The following is an 11,681-nucleotide window of genomic DNA, read 5'->3' on the forward strand; positions in this document are numbered from 1 at the left end:
GCGGCGGCTTAGGCCAACGGGCGACACGGGTCCAGCCCCGGCAGGCCTAGTCGCCGGTCAGACGATGCAGCGTCTCGCGCCCGCGGGCCAGGAACAGCCACGACAGCGGCACCAGCCACAGAAGCGTCCCCGCCACCGCGATCTTCTCGAGCAGGCCGTCGAAGCTGTTCGGCGCCAGCTTGAACGCGACGGCGAAGACCAGCCAGACCGCCGCGGCGGACAGGAACAGGGGCTTGTAGGCCCGGTGCACGCCTTTCGCGCCCTCGGCCATGGCGAGCGGGCCGGCCAGGTAGAGCGGTCCGAGGAAAAAGGTCAGCTGCGTGTGCACCGACATGTCCGGGGTCTGCTGGCCGAACTCGTCCCAGACGCCCAGCAGGACCTCGACTAGCGCAAGGAACGACAGGCAGAACAGCCCGAGCGTCCATCCCGCGCGGCCCAGATGCGCGTGCGCCGCCGCGATGGCCAGCGCCAGCAAGCCGCCCGCGTTGAAATAGAACCCCACGTCCATGATCCACTTGCGCTCGCCCCTGGCGAGGTCGCTGATCGTGTCGGCGACCAAATCGTGCTGGGTCAGCAGGGTGCCCGCGGCAATGGCCACCAGCGGCATCATGTTGCCGACGATCCCCGCGATGCCGCAGAAGACCAGCAGCTCGGGCCGTTCGCGGGCCACGATCTCGTGCTTTTCGTGGCGGGCCTTGGTTCCGGTCGACATGGGTGCGTCCCTCCTGCGCGGTTCAACGTCGCCGCGCCGCGCGGCGTTCCGCGGAGAATGCGGCGCGGTGCCCCTTGCCCCGGGCGGCCGTATCGGGTTTTACCCCGGCCCATGACCACCTGGATCACCATCTGCGACACCTGCAAGCGCGACGACTGGGACGGCGCGCGCGAGACCGAGACCCATGGCGCGGCGCTGGCCCGGCTGGTCGAGGACGCGGCCGACGGCGGCCCGGTGCGGACCCGCCGCGTGTCGTGCCTGATGGGCTGCGCGCACGGCTGCAACGTGGCGATCCAGGCGGCGGGCAAGCTGAACTACACGCTTGGCCGCTTCGCCCCCGAGGCCGAGGATGCCGAGGCCATCGTCGCCTATGCCCGGCTCCACGCCGAAAGCGCCAGCGGCCAGGTGCCCTATCGCCAGTGGCCGCAGGGGGTTAAGGGGCATTTCGTCACCCGCCACCCGCCGTTGCCCGGCGACGATGGCTGAGACGCGCGACCACGGCGGCGGGATCGACGCCGCCATCGCCCGCTGGGGCGGCACGCGCGCGGACTGGCTGGACCTGTCCACCGGCATCAACCCGGTCCCCTACCCCATTCCCGATTTCGCGGCGTCGGACTGGACCGCCCTGCCCGACCGTGCGGCCGAGGCCGCCCTGGTCGCCGCCGCGCGCCGCTTCTGGAACGTGCCCGAGGGCGCCATGGTGCTGCCCGCGCCCGGGGCCTCGGCGCTGATCGCCGCGCTGCCGATTCTGGCGCCCGGCCGGTCGGTCCACATCCCCGGGCCGACCTATAACGAGCACGCCGCCGCTTTCCAGGCGCACGGCATCGCCATCGGCGACGCGACGGCGGACACCCACGTCACGGTGCACCCGAACAATCCCGACGGCCGCCTCTTCGCGCCCGAGGGCGACCCGGCCTTGCGGATCATCGACGAAAGCTTCTGCGACGTGATGCCCGAGGCGTCCGAGGTGGCGCGCTGCGCCCGGCCGGGCACGGTGGTGCTGAAGAGTTTCGGCAAGTTCTGGGGGCTGGCGGGGCTGCGGCTGGGCTTCGCCATCGGCCACCCCGATACGCTGGCACCGCTGGCCGCCCGGATGGGGCCCTGGGCGGTGTCGGGGCCGGCGCTGCGGGTGGGGGCGATTGCGATATCGGACCACGATTGGGCCGGGCGAACGCGCGCGCGGCTGGTCCGGGACGCGGCGCGGCTGGACGGCCTGATGGCGCAGGTCGGGGCCGAGGTGGTGGGCGGCACGACCCTGTTCCGCCTCTACGATGTGGATGCCGCCGCGTGGCATGACCGGCTGGGCCGCGCGCGGATCCTGTCGCGGGTCTTTCCCTACTCGGACCGGTGGCTGCGGCTGGGCCTGCCGCATCCGGACGCGTTCGACCGGCTGGCCGCCGCATTGACGGACGGCCCCGCGTGACGCTGTTCACGGCCTTGTTGCTGGATGCCCTGCTGGGCGAGCCGCGCTGGCTGTGGGACCGGGCGCCGCACCCGGCGGTCCTGATGGGCCGCGCGGTGGGCTGGTGCGACCGGCGGTTCAACCGCCCGCCCGCCCGGGCCATGGGTGTGCTGTGCGTGGCAGGGCTGGTCATCGGCGCGGGCCTTCTGGGCCTGTTCATCGCAGCGCTGCCGGGCGGCGCGCTGTGGTCCACGCTGATCGCCGCCGTCCTTCTGGCCCAGCGCAGCCTGGCCGACCACGTGGGCCGGGTCGCCTCGGCGCTGGGACGCTCGCTATCAGAGGGGCGGAACGCCGTGGCGCAGATCGTGGGTCGTGACACCGCTGCCATGGACGGGGCCGCCGTCGCCCGCGCTGCCATCGAATCCGCCGCCGAGAACCTGGGCGACGGGGTCGTGGCACCCGCCTTCTGGTTCGCGGTGGCCGGGCTGCCGGGCATCCTGATCTACAAGATCGTCAACACCGCCGACAGCATGGTGGGCTATCGCACGCCCCGGCACGAGGCGTTCGGCTGGGCGGCGGCGCGGCTGGACGACGTGCTGAACTGGATCCCCGCGCGGCTGACGGCGGGGCTGATCGCGGTGGCGAATCTGCGGGCCGACGCCTGGCGGGTGATCCTTCGCGATGCGGGGCTGCACCGCTCGCCCAACGCGGGCTGGCCCGAGGCGGCCATGGCGGTGTGCCTGGACGTCAGCCTCAGCGGCCCGCGCGCCTATGACGGGCGGATGCAGGATTTTCCCTGGGTGTTCCCCGAGGGCCGCCGTGACCCGGGCGCCGCCGAGATCCGGGCCGCCGTCACCGCGCTGTGGCGGACCTGGGCGCTTCTGGCGGCTCTCGTCGCGCTCACGATGGCGTGGTGAGCTTTTGCGCCCGGCGCGCCGGGCTGCTAGATCGCGCCGAACGCCACCATGTCCGCACCGGAGACCCCATGCGCCAGACCCTCGCCGCCCTTGCCCTGATCCCCCTCGCCACCGCGGCCGCCGCGCAGGAGTGCGGCGGCAGCTTCGCCGATTTCAAGCAGCGGATGGAGTCCGAGGCCGTGGCGCGCGGCGCCGACCCGGCCACCGCGCGCGCCTTCTTCGACGGGGTGCGGCAGGACCAGGAAACGCTGGCGGCCGACCGGCGGCAGGGCGTGTTCACCCTGCCCTTCACCGATTTCGCCCGTCGCCTGATCAGCGCCGACCGGATCAACCGCGGACAGGCCAACGCCCGCCAATACGCCGACACCTTCGACCGGATCGAGGCCGAGTACGGGGTCAGCCGGGGCGTGCTGCTGGCCTTCTGGGCGTTCGAGACCGATTACGGCGCGTTCCAGGGCGACTTCAACACGGTCAACTCGCTGGTCACGCTGGCCCATGACTGCCGCCGCCCCGAGCTGTTCCGCCCGCAGGTCTTCGCGGCGCTGGAGCTGTTCGCGCAGGGCGGCCTGGACCCCGACACCACGACCGGCGCCTGGGCGGGCGAGATCGGGATGGTGCAGATGCTGCCCGAGGACATCCTGGAGAACGGCGTGGACGCCGACGGGAATGGCACCGTGGACCTAAAGACGTCGCCCCGCGACGCGCTGATGTCGGGGGCGAAGATGCTGCAATCGCTGGGCTGGCGCGCGAACGAGCCGTGGCTGGAAGAGGTCGACGTGCCCGCGTCGATGGACTGGTCGCAGGCGGCGCTCGAGATCAAGAAATCGCCCGCCGAATGGGAGGCGCTTGGCGTCGCCCCGCGCGACGGCGATTGGGACGCCGACCTGCCCGCGTCGCTGCTGCTGCCGCAGGGGCACGAGGGGCCGGCCTTCGTCGCCTACCCGAATTTCGACGTCTATTTCGAGTGGAACCAGTCCTTCACCTACGTCCTCACCGCCGCCTATTTCGCCACGCGGCTCGAAGGGGCGCCGGTATTCGACGCGGGCAACCCCGCGCCGGGCCTGTCGGACGCCCAGATGAAGTCGCTTCAACAGAAGCTGGCCGCGCGCGGCCATGACGTGGGCGATATCGACGGCATCCTCGGCGCCGGCACGCGCGCGGCCGTGCGGGCCGAGCAGCAGCGGCTGGGCTTGCCCGCCGACGCCTGGCCCACGACCCAGCTTCTGAACGCGCTGTAAGACGCCCGGCGGCGCGGCGTCAGTGCCGCGTCGCGCCCTGCGGCACCGGCTCGGCCCGCCCGGCGCGGGCCAGCGCCAGGAAGGCCGGCGCCAGGTCCTCGGCCTGGAGGACAGCCTCGTGCGCTGCCGGTCCCACGACCAGCGTGGCGGCGAACAAGAGCGCCTCGTCCCGGTCGCGGCCGGCGGTGGCGGCGATCATCTGCGCGAAGGCCGATTCGTGCCCGCCGTAGCAGGCGCAATCCAGGTGATGGTGCATGATCGGGCTGCGGGCCTGCGCCAGCACCAGGCGCATGAGCGTCGCGAAACGCTGCTCGGCCAGCAGCGCATCGCGCGGGTTCAGGACGCTGTGCAGGTCGCGGCGGATCATCTGCCGTTCGCCCGCGTCCCCGCACCACGCCCGCAGGAAGACGATGGCCGCCAGTTCCATCTCGGGCAACTCGTGCATGCGGCCCACGGGCGCGCCGCCGCGCTGGGGCTGGGGCGCCGGTTGGGCCTCGGCGAAAATCTCGCGTCTCATGCTGGCATCCCTTGTGACTGCCAGCCCATTTCCGACTCTTTCACTCGGAAAGTCAATCCCGATTGTTTTGGTCGGGTTGAAAATAGTCGCTCCACGAGAAAGGCCGCCCGGAAACCGGGCGGCCCTGTCGGTCGAACCGGTGCTGTCGGCTCAGTGCTTCACGTCGAACCGGTCGAGCATCATGACCTTGTTCCAGGCGGCCACGAAGTCGCGGACGAACTTCTCGTTCGCGTCCGACCCGGCATAGAACTCGGTCACCTGGCGCAGTTGCGCGTTGTGGCCGAAGATCAGGTCGGCGCGGGTGCCGGTCCAGACCACCGCCGCGTCGCCACCGCGTTTGCGGGCCTCGAAGCGCTGTTCGTCCGCGTCCACCGGCAACCACTCGAGGCTGAAATCGGTGAGATTGACGAAGAAGTCGTTGCTCAGCGTGCCGGGCCGGTCGGTCAGCACACCGTCGCTGCCACCGTCCCAGTTGGCGCCCAACACGCGCAGGCCACCGACCAGGGCGGTCAGCTCGGGCGCGCTGAGCGTCAGCAGCTCGGCCCGGTCCAGCAGCATCTGCTCGGGCGTGACGCGGCTGAACTTGTTCAGCTGGTAGTTGCGGAAGCCGTCGGCGACCGGACGCAGCCACTCGAAGCTTTCGGCGTCTGTCTCTTCGTCGCTGGCGTCCATCCGGCCCGGCGTGAAGGGCACGGCGATGTCGATGCCGCCTTCCCTGGCCGCCTTTTCCACCGCGGCGCAGCCCGCCAGCACGATCAGGTCGGCCAGCGACACGCGCTTGCCGCCCGACGCGCTGTCGTTGAACTCGGACTGGATGCCCTCCAGCGCCGACAGCACCTTGTACAGGCTCTCGGGATTGTTGACTTCCCAGTCCTTCTGCGGTGCCAGCCGCACGCGCGCGCCATTGGCCCCGCCGCGGTTATCGGAGTGCCGGAAGGTCGAGGCCGAAGCCCACGCCGCCCCGACCAGCGCGTCGATGCCAAGGCCCGTTTCGAGGATCTTCGACTTCAGCGACGCGATGTCGCCGTCGTCGATCACCGGGTGATCGCAATCCGGGATCGGATCCTGGAACATGCGCGGCTCGGACGGGACTTCCTTGCCGATCAGACGGTTGATCGGGCCCATGTCGCGGTGGGTCAGCTTGTACCACGCCTCGGCGAAGGCCTTGTCGAAGGTCTCGGGCTGGTCGATGAACTTCTCGACGATCTTGCGATAGGCCGGGTCCTGCTTCAGCGCGATGTCCGAGGTCATCATCATCAGCGGGTGCTCGACCCCCTCGCGGTGGGCGTCCGGCGTCTTGATCGCGTCGGGATCCTTCGGCTTCCATTGCTGGGCGCCGGTCGTTTCGTTCACGATCAGCTCCCAGTCGTATTTCATCAGGCTGTGCAGGTATTCGTGATCCCACTTGATGGGGTTGGACACCCACGACCCCTCGATGCCGTTGGTCATCGTGTGCTCGGCGAAGCCCTTGCCCGAGCTGTTCATCCAGCCAAGGCTTTGCGCGTGGATCGGCGCGGCCTCGGGCGCGGGGCCGACGCCGTCGGGGTCCGACCCGCCATGGGATTTACCGAAGGCGTGGCCGCCCGCGATCAGCGCGACGGTTTCCTCGTCGTTCATGGCCATGCGGGCGAAGGTCTCGCGGATCTCGCGCGCGGACTCCATCGGGTCTGCGCTGCCGCCGGGGCCCTCGGGGTTCACGTAGATCAGCATCATCTCGGACGCGCCGACCGGGTTTTCCAGGTCGTAATGCTCGCCCGACGGATCACCTTCCCAGCGGTCGCGGCCCTGGATCTCGGTCTCGGGACCCCAGTAGGTCGCGTCGTCGGCGACCCAGGCATCCTCGCGTCCGCCGCCGAAGCCCACGGTCTCGAAGCCCATGCTTTCCAACGCGACGTTGCCCGTCAGGATCATCAGGTCGGCCCAGCTGAGCGCGGCGCCGTATTTCTGCTTGATCGGCCACAGCAGGCGGCGCGACTTGTCGGTGTTGCCGTTATCGGCCCAAGAGCTGACGGGCGCGAAACGCTGCATGGCCGTCGCAGCGCCACCACGGCCGTCGGCGATGCGGTAGGTGCCCGCGGCGTGCCAGGCCATGCGGATCATCTGCGGGCCGTAATGGCCGTAATCGGCCGGCCAGAAGTTGTCCTGGCTGTCGGTCATCAGCGCGCGGATGTCGGCCTTGATGGCGTCCAGGTCCAGCTTGGCGAAGGCCTCGGCATAGTTGAAGTCGGGATCCTGCGGGTTCGCCTCGGCGGAGTGCAGGTGCAGAAGCTCGGTCCGCAGGCGGGCCGGATACCAATCCTGAAGGGTCGGCTTGCTGCCCTGCGCCCCGCCGATACGGGTGCCGCGGAAGGGGCAGGTGCCCGGCGTCTCGACGCTGTCTTTCATCACGCTTGTCCTTTCAATGGGTCTGGCGAGCGGTCCCGCCGTGACAGTCGCGCGCAAGGACCAGCGGCCCGGCACGATCAGTTGGGCGACGAGGTGGCGCGAAGCCGGCGGAAGGCAAGGCGCCTGGGGGCACATCCCCCGCCCGGCGTTTCGCGATGTCGTGAAGGTGCCTGCAAACGCCCGCGCGGCGTCACGTCCGCCGGCGCAGCCCCGCGATCAGCCGCGCGACGATCTCGTCCGGGGCCTGGTCGATATCGGCCGAGACGTGCGGCTCGTCTTCGGATGGCGGCTCGAGCGTGGCGAGCTGGCTGTCCAGCAGCGTGCCGGGCATGAAATGGCCTTCGCGCTCGTCCATGCGGGCCATCAGCGTTTCACGCCGCCCGTGCAGGAACAGGAACACCACGGACCCGCCCGCCCGCTCGCGGATGCGGTCGCGATAGGCGCGCTTCAGCGCCGAACAGGCGATCACCGTGCCGGGCCGCAGGGCGTCGCCCACCAGGTCGAGCCACGGCAGCCGGTCCTCGTCCTCCAACGGCGCCCCGCGGGCCATCTTCTCGATATTCGCCTGGGGGTGCAGGCTGTCGCCGTCCACGAAGCGCAGCCCTTCCGCCTCGGCCAGGGCCCTGCCGATGGTGCTTTTGCCGCAGCCCGACACGCCCATGACGACCAGCCGCGGCGCCTCTTCTGTCACAGCGAGGCCGTGATGCCGCCATCGACGAAGACGGTCGTGCCGTTGACGAAGCTGGACGCCTCGGAGGTCAGGAAGATGCAGGTGCCCACCAGTTCTTCTACCTTGCCCCAGCGTCCGGCCGGCGTGCGCTTGCACAGCCAGGCGGTGAAGTCAGGATCGTCGACCAGCGCCTGGTTCAACGGCGTCTCGAAATAGCCGGGGGCCAGCGCGTTGCATTGCAGCCCGTGCTTGGCCCAGTCGGTGGCCATGCCCTTGGTCAGGTTCGCGACCGCCCCCTTGGTCGCGGTGTAGGGCGCGATGCCGGGCCGGGCCAGCGCCGTCTGCACCGACGCGATGTTCACGATCTTGCCGCGCCCGCGTGCGATCATGTGCCGCGCGGCGGCCTGCGCCGCGTTGAAGACGCCGGTGACGTTGATGCGCAGCAGGCGTTCGAAATCCTCTGGCGGGAAATCCTCCAGCGGCGCGCGATGCTGCACGCCGGCGTTGTTCACAAGGATGTCGATGGGGCCGGTCGCCTCTTCGAAGCCGTCGATGGCGGCGCGCACGGCCCCCGCATCGGTCACGTCGAAGGCCAGCGTATGGACGGTGGCGCCCCGGTCGCGCAGGTCGGCGGCCGCCTGGTCCAGCTTGGCCGTGTCGCGCCCGTTCAGCACGATCTCGGCCCCGGCATCGGCCAGCCCCCGTGCCAGCGCATGCCCGATCCCCTGGCTCGACCCGGTGATCAGCGCGCGTTTCCCCGTCAGATCGAACAGTGACAGGCTCATCCGTGCCCTCCCTTCAAGCGGTCTGCTTTTTCTTTTGGCGGTTCCGCGCAATGGTATACCAAAGGGCAGTCATTGCCACCGTCCCGCGCCGAGGTTCCCATGAAAAGCATCGTCATCCACGCCGCCCGGGACCTGAGGATCGAGGATCAGCCGGTGCCCGCGCCCGGCCCCGGCGAGGTGCTGGTCGACATGGCGGTGGGCGGCATCTGCGGCTCGGACCTGCATTATTTCAACCACGGCGGCTTCGGCGACGTGCGCCTGCGCGAACCCATGGTGCTGGGCCACGAGGTGTCGGGGCATATCGCCGCGCTGGGTCCCGGGGTGACGGGCCTCGCGGTGGGGCAGATGGTGGCCGTGTCGCCGTCGCGCCCGTGCGGCGATTGCCGGTTCTGCAACGAGGCCATGTTCAACCAGTGCCTGAACATGCGGTTCTACGGCTCGGCCATGCCGTTCCCCCACATCCAGGGCGCCTTCCGCCAGCAACTGGTCGCCCTCGCGGCGCAATGCGCACCCGCCGACGGGCTGAGCCCCGGCGCCGCCGCCATGGCCGAGCCCCTGGCCGTGGCGCTGCACGCGACGAACCGCCTGGGCCCGCTGCTGGGTAAGTCGGTCCTGGTGACGGGCTGCGGGCCCATCGGCATCCTGTCGATCCTCGCCGCCCGGCGCGCGGGGGCCGACCTGGTGGTCGCCACGGACCTCGGGCCCTTCCCGCTGGACATGGCGCGGCGCGCGGGCGCGGACGTGACGCTGGACATGGCGGCCGACCCCGACGGGCTCAGGCCCTACCGCGGCGAGAAGGGGATGTTCGATGCGCTTTACGAATGCTCCGGCGTCGCCGTGGCCCTGTCCGCCGCCGTGCCGTCGCTGCGCCCCGGCGCGACCATCGTGCAGCTGGGCCTTGGCGGCGACATGACGCTGCCGCTCCAGGCCATGACCGCGAAGGAACTGCGCTGGGCGGGCTCGTTCCGCTTTCACGAAGAGTTCTTCACCGGCGTCAGCCTGATGCAGAAGGGCCTGATCGACGTGGAGCCCTTCATCACGCAAAGCTTCGCGCTGGACGACGCGGTCGCGGCCTTCGAGACCGCGGGCGACCGCAGCCGGGCGATCAAGGCGCAGATCCGGCTGGGCGACGCGGGCTGAGCGCGCAGCAATGGGGGGCCAGCCCCCCACGCCCCCCGAGGTATTTCGAGAAAGATGAAGCACGTTCGCGCGGGCCGTTCCAGCCCGGCCGACCGCGCAATGAGCGCAGGGTTCAGGGGGTCGATGCCTGCAGTCGGCCGCCGTCGCGGATCATGGCCACCCGGATGGCGAGGCCGGTCTTGTCGTCGGTTTCCACGAGCACGCCCGACAGGGTCGCGTCGCCCTTGGCGGGCTCGAACCGGCCCTTGGGCATCCCGGTGATGAAACGGTTGAGCGGCTCGGACTTCTCCATGCCGATGACGCTATCGTAATCGCCGCACATGCCCGCGTCGGTCAGGTAGGCCGTGCCGCGGTTCAGGATCTGTGCATCGGCGGTGGGCACGTGGGTGTGGGTGCCCACGACGAGGCTGGCGCGGCCGTCGCAGAAATGGCCCATGGCCATCTTCTCGGACGTCGCCTCGCAATGCATGTCGACCAGCGCGGCCTGCACCGCGCCGCCGAGCCGCGCGTTCTTCAGCACCGGCTCGATCGCCGAGAACGGGTCGTCGAAGGGGCGCTTCATGAAGACCTGGCCCAGCACCTGCGCCACCAGAACCCGGTGGCCGCCCGGCGCCTCGAACACCCGCGCGCCCTTGCCCGGTGCGGCCTTGGAGTAGTTCAGAGGCCGCACGATCCGCGGCTCGGTCTCGCAGAACTGCATCATGTCGCGCTGGTCGAAGGCGTGATCGCCCAGCGTGATGGCGTCGGCCCCGGCGTCGAGGATGAGCTGGGCGTGCGCCGCGCTGAGCCCCGCGCCGTTGGTCGCGTTCTCGCCGTTGACCACAGCGAAATCCACGCGCCACTCGCTGCGCAGGCGCGGCAGGCGCTCGGAAATGGCACTGCGGCCCGCGCGGCCCATGACGTCGCCAAGGAACAGAAGTCTCATGGCGACTGACTTACTGCGCCGCGCGCCGCGGCGAAAGGCCAAAGCGGGGCGACTTGGCGCGGTGCGGTCGGGACTGTATTGCCGGGGGATGATCCCCGATCGCCCCCTCGCCGCGCTTTTGCTGGCCCTGCTTCTGGCGCTGCCCCTCGCGGGCGGCGGCGTCGCGCGGATGTTCGGGGCCGAGACGGTCACGCTGTGCCTGGCGGGCAAGCTGACGACCGTCAGGATCGACGCCAGCGGCACGCCGCGGCCGGTCGATGGCGCCCAGCCGGACTGCCCGCTGGTCGGCGTCGCGCTGCCCGCGCCACCTGCCGGGCCGATCCGTGTGCGGAACGTCGGGTTCACGACGCAGCAGGATGTGCCGTCGCGCCTGTTCGTGATGGCGCCGGCGCGGCGAGATCACCACGTCCGCGCGCCGCCAAACCGTTCGGCGCAGACCCGCACGTGACCTTTTTCCTGACCAGCCGGACGACATACCCATGTTCAAATTCATGCCTAGCGCGGCCCTTATCGGCGCGCTTTTTTGCCTGCCCGCTTGGGCGCAGGCCCAGGATCTGAGCTTCGACACCCCGTTCATCATCCAGGCCTCGCCCATGTCAGGCACCGCGGGCGGCTTCATCGAGATCACCAACACCGGCGAAACGCCCGACCGCCTGGTCGCTGTCGCGCGCGACGGGGCGACCGTCGAACTGCACGAGAGCCTGCAGGACGCAGATGGCGTCGCACGGATGGAGCCCCGACCCGACGGCTTCCCCATCGCCCCGGGCGAGACCTTGCGCCTGGCGCGCGGCGGCAAGCACATCATGTTCGTGGATCTCGACGCGCCGTTCCGCCCCGGGGACGCGGTCGACGTGACGCTGGTCTTCGAGACGGCCGGCGAGGTTCCCGTCACCTTCGAGGTGTCGACTCCGTCCGGCATGGGCGGAACCACGGATCACGGCAGCATGGGCGGCGACGCCCACGGCGACCACGGAATGTCGGATAAGTGAT

The 11,681-nt window shown here is 70.4% G+C and carries 13 protein-coding genes; 7 read left to right on the top strand and 6 right to left on the bottom strand.

Annotation, left to right across the window (positions count from 1 at the left end; all coding sequences use genetic code 11):
* Positions 1-46 precede the first annotated feature (46 nt).
* Positions 47-712 (bottom strand): DUF998 domain-containing protein, encoded by a 666-nt coding sequence (locus BUB76_RS08445; RefSeq protein WP_073128321.1) that lies wholly within the window; start codon positions 710-712, stop codon positions 47-49.
* A 111-nt stretch (positions 713-823) separates the two neighbouring features.
* Between BUB76_RS08445 and BUB76_RS08450 the strand changes: the two genes are divergently transcribed.
* From BUB76_RS08450 to BUB76_RS08465, 4 genes are all read left to right on the top strand, one after another.
* A complete protein-coding gene (locus tag BUB76_RS08450) occupies positions 824-1,198 on the top strand; it encodes a DUF1636 family protein (RefSeq protein ID WP_073128381.1) in 375 nt (124 codons plus the stop codon).
* Positions 1,191-2,135, top strand: a complete 945-nt coding sequence (locus BUB76_RS08455; protein WP_084140595.1) for a threonine-phosphate decarboxylase — start codon at positions 1,191-1,193, stop codon at positions 2,133-2,135. Before BUB76_RS08450 ends, BUB76_RS08455 begins: the two co-directional genes overlap by 8 nt.
* Entirely contained in the window at positions 2,132-3,031 is a 900-nt protein-coding gene (gene cbiB, locus BUB76_RS08460) for an adenosylcobinamide-phosphate synthase CbiB (protein ID WP_073128322.1), read from the top strand. Before BUB76_RS08455 ends, cbiB begins: the two co-directional genes overlap by 4 nt.
* Positions 3,032-3,099: 68 nt before the next feature.
* Positions 3,100-4,269, top strand: coding sequence for a lytic murein transglycosylase (locus BUB76_RS08465; protein ID WP_073128323.1), 1,170 nt, complete (start codon positions 3,100-3,102; stop codon positions 4,267-4,269).
* 19 nt (positions 4,270-4,288) lie between these two features.
* Here BUB76_RS08465 and BUB76_RS08470 read toward each other — a convergent pair whose 3' ends face one another.
* The 4 genes from BUB76_RS08470 to BUB76_RS08485 all read right to left on the bottom strand — a co-directional run bounded on the left by BUB76_RS08470 (position 4,289) and on the right by BUB76_RS08485 (position 8,626).
* Positions 4,289-4,786, bottom strand: a complete 498-nt coding sequence (locus BUB76_RS08470) for a hypothetical protein (protein ID WP_073128324.1) — start codon at positions 4,784-4,786, stop codon at positions 4,289-4,291.
* A 150-nt stretch (positions 4,787-4,936) separates the two neighbouring features.
* Positions 4,937-7,171, bottom strand: a complete 2,235-nt coding sequence (katG, locus tag BUB76_RS08475; RefSeq protein ID WP_073128325.1) for a catalase/peroxidase HPI — start codon at positions 7,169-7,171, stop codon at positions 4,937-4,939.
* A 190-nt stretch (positions 7,172-7,361) separates the two neighbouring features.
* Entirely contained in the window at positions 7,362-7,862 is a 501-nt protein-coding gene (locus BUB76_RS08480) for a gluconokinase (protein ID WP_236737887.1), read from the bottom strand.
* Complete coding sequence (locus BUB76_RS08485) at positions 7,859-8,626, bottom strand: SDR family oxidoreductase (protein WP_073128327.1); 768 nt, start codon at positions 8,624-8,626, stop codon at positions 7,859-7,861. Before BUB76_RS08485 ends, BUB76_RS08480 begins: the two co-directional genes overlap by 4 nt.
* Before the next feature lie 99 nt (positions 8,627-8,725).
* Here BUB76_RS08485 and BUB76_RS08490 point away from each other — a divergent pair, with 99 nt between their 5' ends.
* Positions 8,726-9,766, top strand: a complete 1,041-nt coding sequence (locus BUB76_RS08490) for an L-idonate 5-dehydrogenase (RefSeq protein WP_073128328.1) — start codon at positions 8,726-8,728, stop codon at positions 9,764-9,766.
* 112 nt (positions 9,767-9,878) lie between these two features.
* Here the strand turns inward: BUB76_RS08490 and BUB76_RS08495 are convergent, their stop codons facing one another.
* Positions 9,879-10,691 carry a TIGR00282 family metallophosphoesterase gene (locus tag BUB76_RS08495; RefSeq protein ID WP_073128329.1) on the bottom strand — a complete coding sequence of 271 codons (813 nt, stop codon included), beginning with the start codon at positions 10,689-10,691 and terminating at the stop codon, positions 9,879-9,881.
* A gap of 88 nt (positions 10,692-10,779) precedes the next feature.
* Here BUB76_RS08495 and BUB76_RS08500 point away from each other — a divergent pair, with 88 nt between their 5' ends.
* Together BUB76_RS08500 and BUB76_RS08505 are read left to right on the top strand one after the other, a co-directional pair.
* Complete coding sequence (locus BUB76_RS08500) at positions 10,780-11,139, top strand: hypothetical protein (protein WP_073128330.1); 360 nt, start codon at positions 10,780-10,782, stop codon at positions 11,137-11,139.
* Positions 11,140-11,182: 43 nt separating this feature from the next.
* A complete protein-coding gene (locus BUB76_RS08505; protein WP_175550286.1) occupies positions 11,183-11,680 on the top strand; it encodes a copper chaperone PCu(A)C in 498 nt (165 codons plus the stop codon).
* The last annotated feature ends 1 nt before the right edge of the window (position 11,681 follow it).

Source organism: Palleronia salina (genome assembly GCF_900141995.1).
GTDB classification, from domain to species: domain Bacteria; phylum Pseudomonadota; class Alphaproteobacteria; order Rhodobacterales; family Rhodobacteraceae; genus Palleronia; species Palleronia salina.